We start from the raw sequence: 19688 nt of genomic DNA, 5'->3' as shown, positions 1-19688 counted from the left end.
ACGCCCCCGGCAACACATTACGCGGCAGGCAGCTCCGCCAGCGGCCAGCGCGGACGCACGGTAACACCGAGATCAGCCCGCGTACCGGCTTTCAGACGCACCATCCCCGCGTAAGCGATCATCGCGCCGTTATCAGTGCAAAATTCCGGGCGCGCGTAAAACACCTCGCCGTGACGTTTTTGCATCATCTCCGCCAGTTTCGCCCGCAGCGTGCGGTTGGCACTGACGCCACCTGCCATCACCAGCCGTTTGAAGCCGGTTTGATCCAGCGCACGGCGGCACTTGATCATCAGCGTATCGACAACCGCGTCCTCAAAGGCACGGGCGATATCCGCACGCGTTTGATCGTCATTATCGTTATCACGAATGGTATTTGCGGCGAAGGTCTTGAGGCCGGAGAAGCTGAAATCCAGCCCCGGGCGGTCAGTCATCGGACGCGGGAAGACAAAACGCCCTTCCGTACCCTGCGATGCCAGTTTCGACAGCATCGGGCCGCCAGGGTAATCAAGCCCCAGCAGCTTGGCGGTTTTATCAAACGCTTCACCAGCCGCATCGTCAATGGACTCGCCGAGCAGCGTGTACTCGCCAATCCCGGTGACGCTAATCAGCTGCGTATGGCCGCCGGACACCAGCAGTGCGACAAATGGGTATTCCGGCGGATTTTCTTCCAGCATCGGCGCCAGCAGGTGCCCTTCCATATGGTGTACCGGAATTGCCGGTACGTTCCAGGCAAACGCCAGCGAACGCCCGACGGTCGCACCGACCAGCAATGCGCCGACCAGCCCCGGGCCGGCGGTATACGCAACCGCATCGATATCTTTTGCCGTCAGATTCGCTTCTTTCAGCGCGGCCTGAATCAGCGGCACGGTTTTCCGCACGTGATCGCGCGAGGCCAGCTCAGGCACCACACCGCCGTAATCGGCATGCAATTTCACCTGACTATACAATTGGTTGGCTAACAGCCCGTTAACATCGTCGTAAATAGCGATGCCAGTTTCATCGCAGGATGTTTCAATTCCCAGTACACGCATGACTTGTTTTTACCTCATTTCTGTACCGCGCAGTGTAGGGCGAATGCGGGTCGATGTATACCCTGGGGCGTGAGTTCGTGTATACTCTCCCCCCTTACAAAGGTCCCGTTCAAAAACGGCATTGGTGCTTTACAAAGCAGCGGCAGTTGCAGTAAAATTCCGCACCATTTTGAAATAAGCTGGCGTTGATGCCAGCGGCAAACCGAATTTATTAAAGGTGAGAGTTACATGCCGGTAATTAAAGTACGTGAAAACGAGCCGTTCGACGTAGCACTGCGTCGCTTCAAGCGTTCCTGCGAGAAAGCAGGTGTTCTGGCGGAAGTCCGTCGTCGTGAGTTCTATGAAAAACCGACTACAGAACGCAAACGCGCTAAAGCTTCTGCTGTGAAACGTCACGCGAAGAAACTGGCTCGCGAAAACGCACGCCGTACTCGTCTGTACTAATCTGTAGAGGGCAAACGCTCTCAATTCAGAACGAGTTGTAGTTGCAAGGCCGTGCTTCCGGAAGGAAAGCGCGGCTTATTTTCGTTTATACCCTTTATAATTCGCGCCTGTCGCGGATCCTGAATGGTATTAATTGAAGGGGCATATGGCCGGACGCATCCCACGTGTTTTTATCAATGACCTGCTGGCACGAACCGACATCGTCGATCTCATCGACGCGCGGGTAAAGCTAAAAAAGCAGGGCAAAAATTTTCACGCGTGTTGCCCGTTCCATAACGAAAAAACCCCCTCATTCACCGTTAACGGTGAGAAACAGTTTTACCACTGCTTTGGCTGTGGTGCGCACGGCAACGCTATCGATTTTCTGATGAACTACGACAAGCTCGAGTTCGTGGAAACCGTCGAAGAACTGGCGGCCATGCACAACCTCGAAGTGCCTTATGAAGCGGGAAACGGGCCAAGCCAGATAGAGCGCCATCAACGGCAAAATCTCTATCAACTGATGGACGGCCTGAATACGTTTTACCAACAGTCCCTGACAAACCCTGCCGCAGTCACGGCGCGCCAGTATCTGGAAAAGCGCGGTCTGAGCAGCGACGTGATTAACCGCTTTGCTATCGGTTACGCGCCGCCCGGCTGGGATAACGTCTTAAAACGTTTCGGTGCGCATGGCGAAAACCGTCAATCGTTGATTGATGCGGGCATGTTAGTCACTAACGATCAGGGGCGCAGTTACGACCGTTTCCGCGACCGGGTGATGTTCCCGATCCGCGATAAGCGTGGGCGGGTAATTGGCTTTGGCGGGCGCGTGCTCGGCAACGATACACCCAAATACCTGAACTCACCGGAAACCGATATTTTCCATAAGGGCCGCCAGTTGTACGGCCTTTATGAAGCGCAGCAGACAGAAGCGGAACCTCAGCGTCTTCTGGTCGTCGAAGGGTATATGGACGTGGTCGCGCTGGCGCAATATGGCATTAACTATGCCGTCGCGTCGCTGGGCACCTCGACCACCGCCGACCACATTCAGTTGCTGTTCCGGGTGACCAACAACGTCATCTGCTGTTATGACGGCGACCGCGCAGGCCGCGATGCCGCCTGGCGTGCACTGGAAACCGCGCTGCCATATATGTCAGACGGTCGTCAGTTACGTTTTATGTTTCTGCCTGACGGTGAAGACCCGGACACGCTGGTGCGTAAAGAGGGTAAAGCGGCGTTCGAAGCGCGGATGGAGCAGGCTCAACCGCTCTCCACGTTTTTGTTTAACAGTCTGCTGCCGCAGGTCGATTTAAGCACGCCGGACGGGCGCGCTCAGCTGAGTACACTGGCGCTGCCGTTAATCAGCCAGGTGCCAGGTGAAACGCTGCGCATCTATTTGCGTCAGGAGTTGGGTAACAAGCTGGGCATACTTGATGACGCTCAGCTTGAGCGTTTAATGCCGAAACAGGCTGAAAATAGCACCGCCCGCCCTGCGCCGCAGCTAAAACGCACGACCATGCGTATACTGATAGGGTTGCTGGTGCAAAATCCGGATCTGGCGCCACAGGTTCCCCCGCTGGAGGGATTGAATCAGGAAAAACTGCCCGGACTTGGCTTATTTGCAGAACTGGTCAACACTTGTCTGTCGCAGCCTGGCCTGACCACCGGGCAACTGCTGGAGCAGTATCGCGGCACAAAAGAGGCCGCTACCCTTGAAAAATTGTCGATGTGGGACGATATAGCTGATAAGGACATTGCAGAAAAAACGTTCACCGACTCGCTCAACCACATGCTGGATTCGTTGCTTGAGCTGCGACAGGAAGAGTTGATAGCTCGCGATCGCACGCACGGTTTAAGCAGCGAAGAACGCCGGGAACTCTGGACGATAAGCCAGGAACTGGCGAAAAAATGAATTGCACGGCTTAAGTGCCGATTATCGATCGGGTTGACCCCGACAGCCGCGCTGAGGCGCAGCGGCAATAATATAAGTGGCCCTCGCTTTAAAAGTTGGCGGTTTTTGATTTTCGCCGACCGACACCAACCCAATGAAATAAGTGTGGATACCGTCTTATGGAGCAAAACCCGCAGTCACAGCTGAAGCTGCTTGTCACCCGTGGTAAGGAGCAAGGCTATCTGACCTATGCTGAGGTCAATGACCATCTGCCGGAAGATATCGTCGACTCCGATCAGATCGAAGACATCATCCAAATGATCAACGACATGGGCATCCAGGTGATGGAAGAAGCACCGGACGCCGATGATCTGATGCTGGCTGAAAACACCGCGGACGAAGATGCAGCCGAAGCCGCCGCGCAGGTGCTTTCCAGCGTAGAATCTGAAATTGGCCGGACGACCGATCCGGTGCGCATGTACATGCGTGAAATGGGTACCGTTGAACTGCTGACCCGCGAAGGCGAAATCGACATCGCGAAACGCATCGAAGACGGGATTAACCAGGTTCAGTGCTCCGTTGCAGAATACCCGGAAGCGATCACCTATCTGCTTGAGCAGTACGATCGCGTTGAAGCTGCTGAAGCTCGTCTGTCTGATCTGATCACCGGTTTCGTCGATCCGAACGCCGAAGAAGACATGGCGCCTACCGCGACGCACGTCGGCTCCGAACTCTCTCAGGAAGAGATGGACGACGATGACGACGAAGAAGAGGAAGACGACGACAGCGATTCCAGTGATGACGACAACAGCATCGATCCGGAACTGGCGCGTGAGAAATTCGCCGAACTGCGCACGCAGTACGAAGTGACACGCGACACCATCAAAGCCAAAGGCCGCAGCCATGCTGCCGCTCAGGAAGAGATCCTGAAGCTGTCAGAAGTGTTCAAACAGTTCCGCCTGGTACCGAAGCAGTTTGACTATCTGGTCAACAGCATGCGCGTCATGATGGACCGCGTTCGTACTCAGGAACGTATCATCATGAAGCTGTGCGTTGAACAGTGCAAAATGCCGAAGAAAAACTTCATCACTCTGTTCACTGGCAACGAAACCAGTGAAACCTGGTTCAACGCCGCCATTGCGATGAACAAGCCGTGGTCTGAAAAACTGCACGACGTCGCGGAAGATGTTCAGCGCGGTTTGCAGAAGCTGCAGCAGATTGAAGAAGAGACCGGCCTGACCATCGAGCAGGTAAAAGACATCAACCGTCGTATGTCCATCGGTGAAGCGAAAGCCCGCCGTGCGAAGAAAGAGATGGTGGAAGCGAACCTGCGTCTGGTTATTTCTATCGCCAAGAAATACACCAACCGTGGTCTGCAATTCCTCGACCTGATTCAGGAAGGCAACATCGGCCTGATGAAAGCGGTGGATAAGTTCGAATACCGTCGTGGTTACAAGTTCTCCACCTATGCTACCTGGTGGATCCGTCAGGCGATCACCCGTTCCATCGCCGATCAGGCGCGCACCATCCGTATTCCGGTGCATATGATTGAGACTATTAACAAACTCAACCGTATCTCTCGCCAGATGCTGCAGGAAATGGGTCGCGAGCCGACGCCGGAAGAGCTGGCCGAACGTATGCTGATGCCGGAAGACAAAATCCGCAAAGTGCTGAAGATCGCCAAAGAGCCTATCTCCATGGAAACGCCGATTGGCGACGATGAAGATTCGCATCTGGGTGATTTCATCGAGGATACCACCCTCGAGCTGCCGCTGGATTCTGCGACCACCGAGAGCCTGCGTGCCGCCACCCACGACGTGCTGGCGGGCCTCACCGCCCGTGAAGCGAAAGTCCTGCGTATGCGTTTCGGTATCGATATGAACACCGACCACACGCTGGAAGAAGTGGGTAAACAGTTCGACGTTACCCGCGAACGTATCCGTCAGATCGAAGCGAAGGCGCTGCGTAAACTGCGTCACCCGAGCCGTTCTGAAGTACTGCGTAGCTTCCTGGACGATTAATCGGTTCCGAAAAAACAAAAAGCTCCCACCCGGGAGCTTTTTTTTGCGCTGAATTCAGAGCCCGCGCAACGCCAGCGCCTCGTCCAGCTCGCGATAGGCCTCAACCAGCTTATCCAGTGTCGCCCGGTTCAGGCCGCTCGGATTTGGCAGCACCCATATCTGCGTCGCGCCGATGGAGTTTTGTTGCTTTCCCCACTGCACACCGCGCACACTGAAGGTCTTCTCGTACGCCTGCTTGCCGAGTATCGCCAGCGCCGCGGGCTGATAGTCTTCTATCTTCTTCACCAGTTCACGACCACCGCTGCGCAACTCATGCAGCCCGACTTCGCTCGCCTGTACCGTCGGGCGCTCCACCAGCATGGTGATCCCGCAGCGCGTATCCAGCAAGTGATGCTCCTCTTCCGGCGTCAGCAACCGGTCCGTAAACCCGGCCTGGTGGATCACTTTCCAGAAGCGATTACCCGGATGCGCAAAATGAAACCCTTTGTGCGCCGACGACTTGCCGGGGTTGATACCGCAGAATACCACCCGCAATCCTGGCGCCAGAATGTCGTGAATCATACTTACCCCAAACCGACAGAACGAGATCTCAGTATAAAGGATTGAAAAGGCGTTGTTTATAAAAGCACCATGCAAAAGTTTTACGCTGGATCGCCTGCGGGAGTTACTTTATAATCCACCGCCACGGCCCCTTAGCTCAGTGGTTAGAGCAGGCGACTCATAATCGCTTGGTCGCTGGTTCAAGTCCAGCAGGGGCCACCATTTTTCAAGGACTTAGATATGTATTTCAGTCCTCTTGCTTTTCTAGGATACCCATAGGATACCACAGCAAGGTAAAACCGAGTATTCCTCAGAGTTCTACAGTTGGGTCGTAGCAGCCGTTCAACTGCAATTTAAGAAAGTGCTACGGGTTTGAGTGCCCCCTCATAGGCAACCTTCAGGAGTATTTTTATGGATACTGTCGAAAAGGGCTCAGACCTGCTGTCAAAACGTATCTGCGCTATGAGTGGTCTTATCTTGGCTCTGGCAAGTGTCGGGCTTCACGCCTATCTTGTTATTCCTATAAGCATCGCTCTGGTTTTCATGCTGCGTAAGTGATGGCGTAACAAGCCCGGCCTAACGAAAGTTAGGCCACCTACCTTACTTTGGTGTCTTAATCACGTTTCCTCGCTAAGGATCGATATGGCTACTCAGTTTGAAAAACTCAAAACAGAATTGACCCAGCTAGATAAAATGGGTCATCAGCTTTATTATTCTATGTGTAAAGAATGTGGTGCACTCGATGAAAAAACGATAAATGGCATCGAAAAAGCTGGATGGGAATTCATTAGCGTTGCTGAAGAATATCAAAAGTGGTACACCAAGGCATATAGAGTAATTTCACAAATAATTCCAGAACGTCTATCTGAATTTGAGAATCTATACAAGGGCGACCCTAAAAGGAAGGAGATTACCTATGTTAACTATTCTATATACGATTACATTCTTGGTTTACAACTTAAAAATGGATACGGTGAAATAAAAAGAAGTCGTTCTGATGCCATACCTAAAATGGAAACACAATATAAAATAGTTTCCTCAGCAAAAGAGCGTTTCAAAAGCGTCCTTTTTGATATAAAGGATATTCTACAAGCAGATATATTCGACTCCGAATTAGACACATCCAAGGAGTTAAATAAAAAAGGTTTTATTAGGGCTGGCGGTGCTGTTGCTGGTGTAATATTGGAAAAACATTTAGCACACGTCTGCTCTTTACATTCATTAAAAAGCCGAAAGACTCATCCTTCAATTGCTGAATACAATCAACTCCTTAAAGATAGTGATATTATAGACACTCCGTCTTGGCGATTTATTCAACATCTTACAGATTTACGAAACCTTTGTGATCACAGCAAGGAAAGGGAACCAACAAAAGATGATGTTCAAGAATTAATAGTTGGCGTTGAAAAGATTACAAAGACTGTTTTTTAAATGTTCGGCTCTTACATTTATAGTAAGAGCCATGTTCTCATGACTCATAAATAATATTGAATTTTAATTACACAAGTTGCTCAATTTTTTATCAACAGAAGTTTGACGCCCCCATCGAATATCTATCATCAACTCCATAGAAATATCGCACAATTCCTTTCCAAAACCATTCTCAGGAGTAATAAACATATAAACAGGGGCCATTTCAACGTGTAAACCTTCTACAATCTTAGAGATTTCTCGTTTACTTTTTAGCGACAATGCCTGATTAAGTCGCTCCGCTATGCAAAGCATTTTTTGTCTTAAATCTTCCATTTTTTCAATCCTATTCAGGTAAAAAAGATTGTTCTTACCTACTCTACAGTTTTTAGTCGAGTCTTCGCCAGCACGTTGATTGCAGTCTCAATGCTTGAGGATTCAGTCACATCAGGCCCATCCACTTACACCAGAGCGCTTTTTACCCTCCTTCCGGTGTTCTGCCTCTGCCCGTAATGCCTGGATAAGAAACGCCGTCACGCTCTCCCCGTCCTCCTTCAGTTCGTTAATGTCGTTTGCCAGATCGAGAGGGACACGCGCCCATAACTTAACTGACTTCCCGTTACGGTTTCCTGTAGGCATGGTCTTGTTCTCCGGTGGGTGACACATTTCTTTCGCATTGTCGCTAGTGGGTGACACTTCGAAAAAATATAGAAGTATTTCTTTGCGCGCAGCTCCTGAAAAGGGCTAAAGATGATGAACAAAAAACACACAATTCATCATCCTTTGCTCACTTACGAAATAAAAAAACATAAAAATCAATAAATTATCCACATGATGATGATGGCTATAAAACCCAAAAACTAGTCGTTTTCCGCGCGTGCGCCGCCCCGTGGCAGGTGACCCCGCCAGGAGGACCCATGCAGACCGGGCGGCCGAAGCCACCCTCAGCCCGTCAGACTCCATTCGATTTGACCAGACCGCGATAGTCCAGTGCGGCCACGCCTGCATCGATGCGCACCTTCCAGGCAATGCCATCAACGGTAAAGCCTTCCTGCTGTTCCAGATATGGCACGTCCATGCCATCGAGATAGGCCACCTCAATGGTGTCTGTGCCTTTGGCTGCTGACACATACCACTGTTTGTTGTTGGCCTTGTCCAGGCGCGGTTCAACGATGACCTGAGCCATATCCTTGACCACGTTAATAATGCCCGGGTTCTGGTTCAGCGTGCCGTCCTGATCCACCGGGAATAGTGAGGACGAGGAAAGCACCGCACGGTTCGCAGCGCCTTCCAGCGCAGCCGGTACGAGGATAAAAGCAGGAATGACATTGATAGGATCACCATTGGCATCTTCCTGCAGACGCATGGCCTTACGCGCTTCATTCAGGCCATCAGTATCCATGCCTTTTGCAATGAGGTTCTTATGGTCTGCGTGGAACAGCGCTTTATCATCAGTGAAGCTGGCATTGGCTGTAAGGTGCAGATAAACCAGGTTCCCGACCGTTCTCGCGGCAGCGCGCCCCATTGCCTGTGGGATTGTCGTGAGCTGGCCCAGATCATCGTTGATGATGGCCTGGCGGGTGACTGAGAAGATATTGCCGTAGGTTGCCAGCGCGATCGGAACACCGTTGTCACTGGTGGTGACATATTTGTATTCCGCGCCTTCCGGAACTTTATCCAGCTCTGAGAAGCCATTCAGCCCGACGCGTTTGGCTTCATGGAAATTGGACAATGAACCGGTCTTTGTCCACTGCTGGAATGTTTCCCCGCTGTTCTGCCAGCCCGTCAGTACCGACTTTTCGGCCCCACTAGCAAGGATATGAGCAAAGTCGCTGCTGGTGTGAGTGAAAGCCAGATTCACAATCTGCGAGCGGTTACCAAAACCGCTGACACTGATACCGCGGTCCACCAGCGAAGCCTGAGCCATTTCGAACAGGCTCATCATCACATAAGGGTTGCCACGTTCCGCACGCTCATGCCCCAGACGGGCATATAACCCCTGTCGGATACCGTCCCCGGTGATATTCCCGTTCCCGGCGTAAATATGCGCCGGGCTGGTTTTACTGGATGGCGTGGCCACACGACCCATTTCAGCAAGCAGCAGGTCTTTTGCTTTCTCGGGTGTACAGTCGGCATCCTCCAGACACTGCATTTTGAGTGAATCATGTTTACCACCAAACATGGCGAACAGGTCTTTGATCCCGTTGATACGGGTATGTTCCGGCGTGGTGGCGCTGGTGGAACCTTTAGGACTGGTGATCATCCCCTTTAATTCAGTTGGCATATGTTCAAAATCCTCAATACGTTTCGATTCAATACGGGCCATAGCGCTGACCGCGGGTAATAACTCATCGGCAAATCCCTGAGCCACACATTCGGTACCATTCATCCAGGTCTCGTCCTCCAGCATCGCTGCCAGCACTTCGGCAGATTTGCCAGTTTTGCGGGCGTAGGCCGGGATGAGGACGTGCTCTACTTTGTCCAGCAACTCGGCATAGTCGCGCATGTCATTGGCGTTACCCCCGGAAATGCCCCACGGCTTGTGGATCATCATGAGTGCGTTCTCCGGCATAACGATGCGGTCACCGGCCATTGCAATAAATGACGCCATAGACGCGGCCAGACCATCGATATGCACAGTGATTTTTGCCGGGTGTTTATTCAGGAGGTTATAGATAGCGATGCCGTCGAATACGTCACCGCCCGGGGAATGAATGTTCAGGTTAATGTGCGATACATTGTCCAGGGCATTCAGGTCGTCTGCAAATTGCTGTGCAGTGATACCCCAGCCACCAATCTCTTCATAAATCTGGATAGTTGCGCTGGCGCCATCGCTGGCCGCCTTGATTGTGTACCAGCCTTTCATACCCACGCCCCCAGTGTCTGGTGATGCCAGTAATTCACGCTGCTACGTACAATCTGCCCTTTCGTCGGTACAGGCATTTCAGGGTGATTCTTTCTGATGAACGCCTGGTACTCTTCGATTTTTTTCATTGTTTCAGCGTCGATATGGACTGTACCGCCCTTATCCTGCGCCGATTTGCTCTTATCTGACATCTTCTTACCCTTATCGTGATTGATGGTATACGTACAATCATTGATCACTAAAAGTGGTAAGTAAAATGTTTTTTATCAGAAAATCAGATTTCAAAAAAACAGATATAACTTTGACTTAACCCAAACTCTCAAATTTAAGAAAGTGATAATTATTGCTAGCTGCTTGGATAATTTTCTTGAAATGGAGTTTTAAAATGGCATTGAATTTTCAGGATTTAAATGACGAAACTCGGCGATTTATGACCCAAGAAATTCAGCTCGACAAGGAAAATGATACGTTTTATCGAAGTGCTTTTTTAACTGATCAAGGTAAGGAAATCTGGCCAACATTACTCGAAGAATCAATTGCTCATAATGATGACTGGCTTGAAAACGAAATTCAACGACGAGGTCTTTTGGCACAATTCTATACAAGGAGAAGACCTAAGAGCCAAGAGTTAATGCAAGCTCGTGTCCCGGTGACAGCAGCTCAAACATTAGCAGAAGGAGAATTTAACCGACTTTTTGTGCGGGGGTTATGTGCACGTGTAATAGCGGAGGGTGGCAGAGAAGTAGAAGCATATCGAGCAAGATATTCAGAACACCCAAGGGCAGAATCGGAAGCAATTATCGGCAAAAAATTTTTAGCTGCTGATGTCCTGAAAGACCTGAGAGATAACCCAGGCGTGGATAGTGTTCTTGGTTTGCCACCTGGCCCTAATTCGGGTATTTCTGTTAAGAAGATTCAATAAATTATTAAAAGTACCTCCTTGTTTTGATTTTAAACGAGGAGGTAGTATTCCCCCACTAACTCCCCACATCGTCCACTCCCCACTTGCTTCCCACCAGCATTTTTTAAAATACCCTCTCAGGCCAGTAATGACGAGGGTTTCAGCCAAATCCCCCACTTTGGCCCCATATACACAGTGGGGAGTGGGGAGTTAGGTCTGATTCCCCCACACTCCCCACCTACTCCCCACTTATTCCCCCACTTCCCGTAATGACCGGATTGACAGTTTTTCGCCATCCTGAATGACCATGCTGAGCTCGATTAATTTATTAAGCCAGCGGGAGAAATGTTTGCTGGTATCCATGCCTGCCGCTTTCAGATCATCACGAATAACCGCCCGGGTACATGCCTCATCTTTAGACGTTCTGCTGCGTATAGCCTGCCATACCGCCATGTGGTTATCGCTTAACTTTGGTGCGCCCACCAGCTCCGGATAGATATCTTTTGCTTCACGTGGAGTGTCATGAACCACCAGCGAGGCGACATTATCTCCATCTTCGTCCGTGTACAGATCCACTTGCCTCAGGTCATAAGCATGACGCTCTGGTTCTTCTGCATCTTTCATCTTGGTACAGGACAAAATCAGGGCCCTCGCTTCTCCCTCACGCTTAACGTGAAACTCAGCATCGAGTGCCGCACGGAACGAACTGGAACCGCGTGCCCCTTTTGCCTCGTCCTTGCCAGAGTGATGGACCACCAGCACTGTGGCGCCAGTTTTCTGTTTGATGGTGTCACAGCCCTCAATAAACGCGCCCATATCCCGGGCATCGTTTTCATCATTGCCACCAAAGCATCTGGCCAGCGTGTCGATCACCACCAGCCGGACAGGCATACCCGTCTCACGTTCAACCTGTTTCGCCGCGCTCAGCACTTCCTGAACCTCTGACTGACGGACAGGAAACACAGGACGATTAACGAGACATATGCTTTTTGGCAGCGCACCGTTGACGGTCTCCCATGCCTTAACTCGCCGCGGCACACCCACACCACCCTCGCCGACGACATACAGCACAGAGCCACGCGCCACCGCGTTACCACTCCACGTTTTCCCGGCTGCGATATGACAGGCCCAGGATATGGCCAGAAAACTCTTGTAGGAACCACTGGGGCCGTAGATTGCGCACAACGATTTAGACGGCAGGAAATGCTTAATGATGAAATCCTGCTGCACATCGTAACCATGAGAGCCCCACGAAAGCGGGAGGCGGGTTTTCCTCTCTGTTTTTTGCTCATCTGAAAACAGGCGCCGGACTCTCTCAATATCCCGTAGCCAGTCGTTAAGCTCTGCCTCTCCGATTAACTCTGACACCACCAGCCGGCGCGCCATAATCTCGCGGTCGTGATCGGTATCGAGAAAGCCGGCTTCACACAATGCTTCATAGGTCATCGCCTGCAGCTGACCTAACCGGGAGGCCAGTGCGCCGTAGCGGGTTGTCGGTTCCCTATGCTGGTGGATTGCCTCTGTAACCTCACTGGCTTTCATCGGCTTACCGTGTGCCCAGCGATAAACGCAGGTGAACAGGGCGTCAGATACCGTTTCTACTGACATGACTGCATCTGTCATCGTGGGATCCCTCCGCTCATCTGGAATTTGCCAATCAGCGGGTGATACCAGTACGCCGATCCATACTTACGTTTTGCGCCACGCAGTACCAGCCGCGCCGCTTCCCTGAATTTCTCGTCAGGCACGACATAAGCGCCTGACTTCAACCTGAGTAACATCACACCTGAATTCTTCGCCAGTTCTTCGGCCTTCTTGGTGGAAATACCAAACTCTGCCGCCAGCGTAGTGATCGGACTCATACCCGGGGGAATTTCTCCCCCCTGGCTGTCTGTAAGTGATTTGACCTGCAGCTCGAGGCTCACTACCTTTTCCACCAGCAGATCCACACGCTTTTCCAGCTCGTTAAATTTGACGTTGCTGATCATCTGGATTTCCCCTCTCTGCTCTGACGAAGAGAAAGCTCTGCGTTGGACTCAGCCGTTCCGATTGCTAGCTGGAAGTTACCCAGACAGCGCATTAACAATCCAATGTTCAACATGTCAGAACGCATGGAATCTTCACCGTACTCTTTATTTTCGGATGCGAAATACATGAGGTTCCCAATTGAGGCAATCCCAAACGAGATTGTTGATCCGGCCTCATCAGCTGCTGTGTATACATCCTTCGCCACATCGGGAGTACAGTTGTAATGGACATCTATCAGGCTCTGAAGGTTGTACATGTCAGACATTTTTCCGCCCTCCGTTCTTTTCAAAGGCCTGGTTAATTTCACGAACCCGGTACAGGACCTTATCGAGAAGTTCAAAAGAGAGATCGTTTTCTGCCTGATCACTCCCATGCAATTCTGCGCTTGCAGAAAGCAGGGAATTTATACGGCGAAATTCATCTTCAAAGTCGAGGTCTTCAATTCTCCGGATCATAGCGACCTCCCCTTCGTGTCTACTTCCTCAAAGCGCGTAATTGAGTAAATCCCATCGACCCATAAATAAACTTCGTGACGTTGTTGCTCGTCGGTGATTCGGGGTATGACCTCGGTCAGTAAATGCCGCAATCCGGACTGAACGCGTAACAGACGATTGCGCGAGATGTTTTCAGGCGTGGCGGGTACAGGCGCACAACTGGAACCAATCAGAGCATTAACGCGCTGCTGATCTTCGTAGTAGGCATCCAGATTGATCTCTTTAAGCATTGTGCACCCCCACCGGGCTCTTAATCTCACCCCCCACAACCGACCAAAGGGTCGCCCGGTTTACGTCAGTCCAGGTGAACATATAAGGGCTTTCGGTCCTGATTTTTGCAGCAAAAGCTAAAGCCCAGCCGGGAAAAGCTGCACGGGCGGTTTCTTCACTATGTGCATCTATACGCAGCACAACCGGGGAACATTCAGGATGGTGTTTCGGTGTCGCCAGGAATAGCCATGTAAATTCAGGGCGAGTTTGAGTAGACTGATTGTCAGCCATAACTGTTACCTCACTTAACGGTTTGGTCAGACGCCTCGGTGCTGCTCTAACAGCCCGGGGCGTTGTTTTTTTAGGTTTGCACATGTTAGTGTATAGACCTAATGCACTTGATACTATTTCAACGGGTCTATACATGTCAACAATCAAGAGAGATAAAAGCCCAAAGGGTGCGGGAAAATCTCCCCTGTTCAATGTCAGGCTAATTCCAGAATTTAAGGAACAGCTTGAGGCAGCCGCAGAGCGTGAAGGAATGAGTCTAGGCAACTGGATAAAGGAGCTTGCGCGCGCAGATCTGCGCCGACAGGGCATCGAGCCAAAAGGCTGACCAGAGATGCGCGCGAATCTGCTCATATCTGTTCCGGAAAGCTGAGGCAAATCAACGGGCGCAATTTTGCGCCGGTTGAGCAGAACGCCATTAGCGTATCTATCATTTGGGGTATATCCACAAACGGCGATACCCCCTTTTTGACCACCAGCGTTAACCCTGGTAAGCTGATTCTGTTTTGAGTGATTCCACTGGCGGCCTGGCATGGCCGCCTTTGTTTTATGTGCCATACCGCCCCTCTTACGCTGTCTGCGTGCGACGAGTTGATGCCAAATAACTGTCAAGATCCGACTTCATATAGATGACCTTGCGCCTGACTTTATGATGAGGAATTTCAACCTTTCCCGTGCAGGCCCAATTAGCCAATGTTTGGGAATTCACGCCAAGGTAAGCTGCAGCCTCAGCGCGAGTAAGGCGTTCAAGGATTTGAGATGGGGTCACTAAATGCATATTTATCACCATGTATTTTTGGTTAACAATGGTGAGGAATATCTATCTATAGGTATTGCGGCGGTAGATTCGAAGCGCGTAATGATCACATCACTACGCGCTTTAATATGATCAAAGCGCGTTATGAGGGGATGATGAGCTTAAAAGGTGGGCATGGGCGTACTTTTTCTTTAGGTCCGAGCCCTTCAGATTTCATCCACCGGGTAAGTGATTGCTCGCTCACTGCACCATTGAAATGCGTATAAATTTTTTTAAGCATGGCATTCTTTGTTGTATTTGGATATTTTCCCCAAGTGGCTTTCATTATTGCCATCACTTGATCATATTCATTCTTTTTCACACCTGAGGCATTACTTTGATTTCTTTTTGATATAGCACCTTTAACTTTTATAGTTTCAATATCGTCTCTTAAATGTGCGTGCATGATTGCTGAGTGAGTAAGATATTCTAAACGTGAGGCGGTATTATGAAGCCCAAGCAGACGCATTAAAAGGACAGTGGTAATCATAGTTCCCCCAACAGTTCCTTTCTGTGAGTCAAGGTTTTTAGCCATGTCTTTTGCATCAATTCTGAGTGCCATTGAAATTCTATCATCTAAGGTCATTCCATCCCAACAAGATAAAAGCTCATGCAAATTACTTCGCGTCCGGCTATTAGCATAATCGGCAATAAAATCGTCAATTTCATTAAGCACCTGAAATGCAGCTTCATCACCCTTCATTATCAACCTCTTTTTCATTCATTATGCCAAATAATAAACGTCGTTTTTCTTCATCACTGAGACTACCCAGAGCTGATATCAGTTGAGCATCTAACCCTTTTTTACTCTCAATGAGACCAGCATGTTCCAAGATTGCGTGCTCAATACGAGAAGCAGGTTCCATTAGTTCATCAGCGCTGAAATGTAGATAGCCCTGAGTAACATCAGCGCTTCTCATTGTTCGGTGATTCAGCAGCCGTTTTAGAATGTAGTTCCCAACGCCCACCAGCTCAGCAATAGTGCCGAACGTGCGACGGCCGTCATGCCATTTAAAAGGGATAGGCTGGAACAAGTCTGGGTTTGGGTCTGGCACAGTAGCAGCACTTATACGATCGATAATGTGCCTGTATTCCTTAATTACGCCCTTATCACCAGGGAATACCAATAATTCATTACCAGATTTCATCTTCGCGCGGCGACGGAATAATTTAAGTAGAGTTTCAGTTACTGGCAATTCAAGAGGATCACCGTTCTTAGTGGTATCAATCCAGAAATAACGGCCACCTAGATTAACCCGATCCCAACTGAGTTCTAAAATCTCTGATTTACGCAGCCCAGTAAAAATAGCCATTTCCACAGCATCGCAAACTGCCGCAGCTATATCATCGCGCCCCTGTTCAGCAATATCACGCACAGAGGACAACGCTCTAAACCACCGACCAAGCTCGTTAGTACGAATACGCTCAGTTTTCCTGACGGTTCCGTGCCATTTGCGCTTAGTACTCAGAACCATTGTGGGAGGATCTGGAAGAAGGGTTTTACCTTCATCATCACGATAATGGTCGTGAGCGAAACGGTATATTGCCCGCAGAACGCGCGCCCATAGGTCGGCTTGCGCTTTACTGCCGGTTCCTACCCCAGCGCGTAATGTTGACTTGTCAGTACCAAACCATGCAGTGCCATCAGTAACGGCCTTATGTCTGGATTCCACCCTTTCCCGACTGATCGAGGCAATAGGTTTTTTCAACCAATCGCCAGAGAAGTTTTTCAGGATCGAACGATATTGCTTTGCGGTATTCGCACTCAATCGAGAGTCACGACTCTCGATATAGGTATCCAGTGCATCAGCAAGGGTAACGGATGCCTTTTCGTTTATGCGCTTTTCCACATTTGGGTTTCTGCCTGTGGTGGCTACGTCTCCCAGAAGCTCGAGAGCCTTTGCCCTGGCATTATCGATTGTAAGATCCGGGAAGCGCCCCAACGTGGCACGGATGAATTTGCCATTACGTTTTCTGGAGATGCAGAAACTCTTAACGCCACTAATTCCCACTCGAAGACGCAAGCCGTTAACAACTGTATCGCCATACTCAATCTGACCACGTTCGGCTGATGGCAGGCTTTCGAGCTTAGCTTTCGTAAATTTGAAAGTTTCCACAAACACCCCATACCAAGCGATTAGGGTATCCTGCAAATCGCTTGTTTCACTCCAGGATACCTATAGGATACCGCAAAGGAGTATTTTAAAGTATTTCTGGTTATTTATACAGTATTTTGATACTAATTAACTAACTGAAAAATATAGATAAGTATTTTTAGGTAAGAAGTTGCATCATAACTCATAATCGCTTGGTCGCTGGTTCAAGTCCAGCAGGGGCCACCAAATTTTGGCTTTAAAAACATCAAGTTAAACCACCATTCCACAAGGTGGTTTTTTTATATCAATACTTAGTGTCCTCTTTTTGTCTCCTCAAAGTCTGAGAGCGTTATAAAGACTTTATTTTATGAGTCTCGCCAGACCAGAATAGATGAACATAGCGACTTACTGACGGGAGGCGTTCAAGCCCTATCGCGAAGATGTGACCTGGTGGTCTATTCTGTAACGCTTTTCTCTCTCCCTGTTGTGTTCCAATGCCGCCTGAGTTGCCTGTTCTTCTGCACTGAAGGTTCACTCTGTTTTTACTGAACGTACTTTATACGTTGATTTATATACCTTAAAACAGAATTCAGTCTGTGCCTTGCAAGCACTCTCGTTACCCTCTAGAATTTCCAGAATAAATCAATGGAACAAAACATCGATGAAAAAAACGCCTATCAGGTTGACATTACGTAGGCTCCCAGCCCAGTCGTACACGTTTCCCAGCCACTGCCGATGCCATGTGCTGATGTGCTGATGTGCTGATGTGCTGATGTGCTCAAAAGCCAGCGCCTCAGGCGGCTGGCCCTCAATAAATAGATATTCATAAAGCATCAGCAGCAGGCCAGACTCCAGTGACTCCATTTCCTGTTCATCAATGATCCCAGCTTATTAGCCAACACCAGTGACTCTTGACACTGATGTGTAGATCAAACGAGGAATGCGGGAATAACCGGGAATTGAAGGGAATTAACGGGAGGAAGTACAGGCATCACAAGGCTTCACACTGCAGGGGGTACTGCACCACTCGAAAAAAATCACTTCCAGAACAAATTTAGATCAACCGCCGCTAAAACCATTTACTGTCATATAGACTTATACCGGAAGGCAGGAAATTTCAAAGCGTTTAAACCCTCTTTTAACGCTTTGAAATTGCTATGGTTAGCGGATTCAAAAAAAAACACCGCCATCAATATTTAGTTCCTTTAATGCGTGTTGTTACCAGAATGAGGTTCCAGTAACAACATTTTGATTTTACACAGTTTATTATTTTTTATGTGGAACATGAATTTAAAATTTAGTTCCTTTTAACTCGTCGTTTTTTTCCAGTGACAGCACGGTATACTTTCGTAAGCTCATCATCGCTTAGATCTGTTAGTGATGTAACTTGAAAATTTTTCCGTAGATAGCTTTCTAACCACTTTTCATCATCTTTAGTATTGATTTTGATATATGCATATCGACGTTTTCTCCATTCGATATTATCCGATATGGCGGCCATAGGCTGGGCGTTCAGGCGTCCAATCCATCTATTCAGGAATGTTTCGGCTTTTTCATATGATGTAAATGGGATCAGTCGATACCTGGTAACGCCACAGTATTCATTCAGAGAAGCCCAAACCCCCCTAAAGCTGCTTGGCTTCTTTTTCACCCTTGATTCAAGCTCAACAATATATTTAACAAGTTTGGTTAATTTTGCCGCTTGTGATTCTGATATGTGTTCTGTTCCAGCTTTTACCTCAGCTTTCGTGTTTGTAACGTGCTTTTGAGTTGAGACCATGTTGATTGTTGAGCCAAGTTGGGCAAACTGTACGACGTTTGCCGTCCCCTGGGAAGACACATTTACGCTAGGTTGAAGTGCTGCTGTAACGGTTTTCCTATTTTCAGATTCAATACCTGTAAGTACGTACTGGACATCAATTCCAAGAGCAGCGGCGCCAGCAAGAAACTCAGCACTAATGCCTCTTTGACCGGTCTCATACAGCCGTAACCCCTCTCTAGATACGTTCAACTGTTTTGCAAAATTTGCTTGTGAATAACCAAGGCGTGTTCTTTCTTCAACAAGCCTAAGCGCAATATCAATTCTGATCATATCCATGCATTCACCTGTTGACAGCCAACATTTGTTGGCATATGTTTAATCATAACGTTTAAATGAAACGAACATGAGTATATTCAAAATGGATAAAAATATCTCTTCCGGACAGATGTTATTGCGTCGCGTTCGTGCTGGGTTTGTTTCGCAAGGAATTACTCTGCATGAATGGTGTGTTGTTAATGAAGTTTTATATCCAAACGCTAGGCAGTCTTTGCTTGGAACATGGGCTGGCCCAAAAGGCATTGAGTTGAAGAAGCGCATCCTTCATGACTCTGGGGTTAATCATGATGAAAACTAACAGTGATGTTTGGTTTACCTCTAGAGATCTGATTGGAGTTGCTGGCTTGCCAACGACAGAACGTGGTATCAGAAAAATGGCCAGTTCTAATAACTGGTTATGCCGGGCACGTAATAATCGCGGTGCTCTTGAATATCACATTTCCTCTTTGTCTCACGAAGTCCGCGCCGAACTGCTGGCATCACGCGGTCTGGTTGAAACGTCATCTGGTTTAATCACCCTCCCGCAGGAACCCTCTCGCATAGCCGCCGACGACCTTGAGCGTCAGCGCCTCTGGTCTTGCTGGGAGAGCGCGAG

Annotated in this window: 25 protein-coding genes, 1 tRNA gene and 1 pseudogene; 10 read left to right on the top strand and 17 right to left on the bottom strand. The window is 49.2% G+C overall.

Features of this window, described 5'->3' with window-relative positions; all coding sequences use genetic code 11:
- Window positions 1-17: 17 nt before the first annotated feature.
- Complete coding sequence (gene tsaD, locus GTGU_RS20580) at window positions 18-1031, bottom strand: tRNA (adenosine(37)-N6)-threonylcarbamoyltransferase complex transferase subunit TsaD (protein WP_038161769.1); 1014 nt, start codon at window positions 1029-1031, stop codon at window positions 18-20.
- 228 nt (window positions 1032-1259) lie between these two features.
- Here tsaD and rpsU point away from each other — a divergent pair, with 228 nt between their 5' ends.
- From rpsU to rpoD, 3 genes are all read left to right on the top strand, one after another.
- Complete coding sequence (gene rpsU / locus GTGU_RS20575; RefSeq protein WP_001144069.1) at window positions 1260-1475, top strand: 30S ribosomal protein S21; 216 nt, start codon at window positions 1260-1262, stop codon at window positions 1473-1475.
- A 145-nt stretch (window positions 1476-1620) separates the two neighbouring features.
- The gene (dnaG, locus tag GTGU_RS20570) at window positions 1621-3366 is read left to right on the top strand and encodes a DNA primase (RefSeq protein ID WP_038161759.1); all 1746 of its coding nucleotides are present in this window, start codon (window positions 1621-1623) and stop codon (window positions 3364-3366) included.
- 158 nt (window positions 3367-3524) lie between these two features.
- Window positions 3525-5366: an RNA polymerase sigma factor RpoD gene (gene rpoD / locus GTGU_RS20565; protein WP_038161756.1), complete on the top strand. Its 1842-nt coding sequence runs from the start codon at window positions 3525-3527 to the stop codon at window positions 5364-5366.
- Window positions 5367-5420: 54 nt separating this feature from the next.
- On the opposite strand, the gene mug is transcribed toward rpoD, so the two are convergent.
- Window positions 5421-5927: a G/U mismatch-specific DNA glycosylase gene (gene mug / locus GTGU_RS20560; RefSeq protein ID WP_038161753.1), complete on the bottom strand. Its 507-nt coding sequence runs from the start codon at window positions 5925-5927 to the stop codon at window positions 5421-5423.
- 125 nt (window positions 5928-6052) lie between these two features.
- Here mug and GTGU_RS20555 point away from each other — a divergent pair.
- The 3 genes from GTGU_RS20555 (at window position 6053) to GTGU_RS20550 (ending at window position 7337) form a co-directional block, all read left to right on the top strand.
- Window positions 6053-6128: transfer RNA gene (locus tag GTGU_RS20555), tRNA-Ile, on the top strand.
- Between the two features lie 189 nt (window positions 6129-6317).
- Window positions 6318-6464: a hypothetical protein gene (locus tag GTGU_RS26155; protein WP_169741192.1), complete on the top strand. Its 147-nt coding sequence runs from the start codon at window positions 6318-6320 to the stop codon at window positions 6462-6464.
- Between the two features lie 84 nt (window positions 6465-6548).
- Window positions 6549-7337, top strand: coding sequence for a hypothetical protein (locus GTGU_RS20550; protein WP_038161750.1), 789 nt, complete (start codon window positions 6549-6551; stop codon window positions 7335-7337).
- Window positions 7338-7400: 63 nt separating this feature from the next.
- Here the strand turns inward: GTGU_RS20550 and GTGU_RS20545 are convergent, their stop codons facing one another.
- The 4 genes from GTGU_RS20545 to GTGU_RS20530 form a co-directional block, all read right to left on the bottom strand.
- Entirely contained in the window at window positions 7401-7652 is a 252-nt protein-coding gene (locus GTGU_RS20545; protein WP_038161748.1) for a hypothetical protein, read from the bottom strand.
- Window positions 7653-7763: 111 nt separating this feature from the next.
- Window positions 7764-7955 (bottom strand): YlcI/YnfO family protein, encoded by a 192-nt coding sequence (locus GTGU_RS20540; RefSeq protein WP_038161745.1) that lies wholly within the window; start codon window positions 7953-7955, stop codon window positions 7764-7766.
- A 313-nt stretch (window positions 7956-8268) separates the two neighbouring features.
- Window positions 8269-10182 carry a ClpP-like prohead protease/major capsid protein fusion protein gene (locus tag GTGU_RS20535; RefSeq protein ID WP_038161742.1) on the bottom strand — a complete coding sequence of 638 codons (1914 nt, stop codon included), beginning with the start codon at window positions 10180-10182 and terminating at the stop codon, window positions 8269-8271.
- Window positions 10179-10373 (bottom strand): hypothetical protein, encoded by a 195-nt coding sequence (locus GTGU_RS20530; RefSeq protein ID WP_038161739.1) that lies wholly within the window; start codon window positions 10371-10373, stop codon window positions 10179-10181. The genes GTGU_RS20535 and GTGU_RS20530 overlap by 4 nt, the downstream gene beginning before the upstream one ends.
- Before the next feature lie 194 nt (window positions 10374-10567).
- Here GTGU_RS20530 and GTGU_RS20525 point away from each other — a divergent pair, with 194 nt between their 5' ends.
- The gene (locus GTGU_RS20525) at window positions 10568-11104 is read left to right on the top strand and encodes a hypothetical protein (protein ID WP_038161736.1); all 537 of its coding nucleotides are present in this window, start codon (window positions 10568-10570) and stop codon (window positions 11102-11104) included.
- 228 nt (window positions 11105-11332) lie between these two features.
- Here GTGU_RS20525 and GTGU_RS20520 read toward each other — a convergent pair whose 3' ends face one another.
- From GTGU_RS20520 to GTGU_RS20495, 6 genes are read right to left on the bottom strand one after another with little or no spacing between them, the layout of a single operon-like run.
- Window positions 11333-12706, bottom strand: coding sequence for a helicase RepA family protein (locus tag GTGU_RS20520; RefSeq protein WP_038161734.1), 1374 nt, complete (start codon window positions 12704-12706; stop codon window positions 11333-11335).
- A complete protein-coding gene (locus tag GTGU_RS20515) occupies window positions 12703-13071 on the bottom strand; it encodes a hypothetical protein (protein WP_038161731.1) in 369 nt (122 codons plus the stop codon). Before GTGU_RS20515 ends, GTGU_RS20520 begins: the two co-directional genes overlap by 4 nt.
- Entirely contained in the window at window positions 13068-13376 is a 309-nt protein-coding gene (locus GTGU_RS20510) for a hypothetical protein (protein ID WP_038161728.1), read from the bottom strand. The genes GTGU_RS20515 and GTGU_RS20510 overlap by 4 nt, the downstream gene beginning before the upstream one ends.
- Window positions 13369-13566, bottom strand: a complete 198-nt coding sequence (locus GTGU_RS20505; RefSeq protein ID WP_038161725.1) for a hypothetical protein — start codon at window positions 13564-13566, stop codon at window positions 13369-13371. Before GTGU_RS20505 ends, GTGU_RS20510 begins: the two co-directional genes overlap by 8 nt.
- Window positions 13563-13835, bottom strand: a complete 273-nt coding sequence (locus GTGU_RS20500; protein WP_051857401.1) for a hypothetical protein — start codon at window positions 13833-13835, stop codon at window positions 13563-13565. The genes GTGU_RS20505 and GTGU_RS20500 overlap by 4 nt, the downstream gene beginning before the upstream one ends.
- The gene (locus GTGU_RS20495; protein WP_038161722.1) at window positions 13828-14106 is read right to left on the bottom strand and encodes a host cell division inhibitor Icd-like protein; all 279 of its coding nucleotides are present in this window, start codon (window positions 14104-14106) and stop codon (window positions 13828-13830) included. Before GTGU_RS20495 ends, GTGU_RS20500 begins: the two co-directional genes overlap by 8 nt.
- 133 nt (window positions 14107-14239) lie before the next feature.
- Here GTGU_RS20495 and GTGU_RS20490 point away from each other — a divergent pair, with 133 nt between their 5' ends.
- Window positions 14240-14431: a toxin-antitoxin system HicB family antitoxin gene (locus GTGU_RS20490; protein ID WP_038161719.1), complete on the top strand. Its 192-nt coding sequence runs from the start codon at window positions 14240-14242 to the stop codon at window positions 14429-14431.
- Window positions 14432-14671: 240 nt separating this feature from the next.
- Here the strand turns inward: GTGU_RS20490 and GTGU_RS25060 are convergent, their stop codons facing one another.
- The 5 genes and pseudogenes from GTGU_RS25060 to GTGU_RS20465 form a co-directional block, all read right to left on the bottom strand.
- A complete protein-coding gene (locus GTGU_RS25060; RefSeq protein ID WP_038161716.1) occupies window positions 14672-14881 on the bottom strand; it encodes a helix-turn-helix domain-containing protein in 210 nt (69 codons plus the stop codon).
- Between the two features lie 121 nt (window positions 14882-15002).
- The gene (locus GTGU_RS20480; RefSeq protein ID WP_038161714.1) at window positions 15003-15602 is read right to left on the bottom strand and encodes a hypothetical protein; all 600 of its coding nucleotides are present in this window, start codon (window positions 15600-15602) and stop codon (window positions 15003-15005) included.
- Window positions 15592-17016, bottom strand: coding sequence for a tyrosine-type recombinase/integrase (locus GTGU_RS20475; RefSeq protein WP_038162154.1), 1425 nt, complete (start codon window positions 17014-17016; stop codon window positions 15592-15594). The genes GTGU_RS20480 and GTGU_RS20475 overlap by 11 nt, the downstream gene beginning before the upstream one ends.
- 657 nt (window positions 17017-17673) lie before the next feature.
- Window positions 17674-17897 (bottom strand): annotated as a pseudogene (locus tag GTGU_RS20470) (hypothetical protein); the annotation flags it as partial.
- 395 nt (window positions 17898-18292) lie between these two features.
- A complete protein-coding gene (locus GTGU_RS20465; protein ID WP_038161710.1) occupies window positions 18293-19093 on the bottom strand; it encodes a transcriptional regulator in 801 nt (266 codons plus the stop codon).
- 67 nt (window positions 19094-19160) lie between these two features.
- Here GTGU_RS20465 and GTGU_RS25870 point away from each other — a divergent pair, with 67 nt between their 5' ends.
- Both GTGU_RS25870 and GTGU_RS25055 read left to right on the top strand, forming a co-directional pair.
- Window positions 19161-19391: a hypothetical protein gene (locus GTGU_RS25870; protein ID WP_156964221.1), complete on the top strand. Its 231-nt coding sequence runs from the start codon at window positions 19161-19163 to the stop codon at window positions 19389-19391.
- On the top strand, window positions 19378-19688 hold a 311-nt coding region (locus GTGU_RS25055; protein WP_281173002.1), incomplete at its 3' end, for a DNA-binding protein. The genes GTGU_RS25870 and GTGU_RS25055, both read left to right, overlap by 14 nt.

It is taken from the genome of Trabulsiella guamensis ATCC 49490, from assembly GCF_000734965.1.
Taxonomy (GTDB): domain Bacteria; phylum Pseudomonadota; class Gammaproteobacteria; order Enterobacterales; family Enterobacteriaceae; genus Trabulsiella; species Trabulsiella guamensis.
The sequence above is the reverse complement of the archived record's forward strand: the minus strand, read 5'-3'. Positions and strand labels throughout refer to the sequence as shown.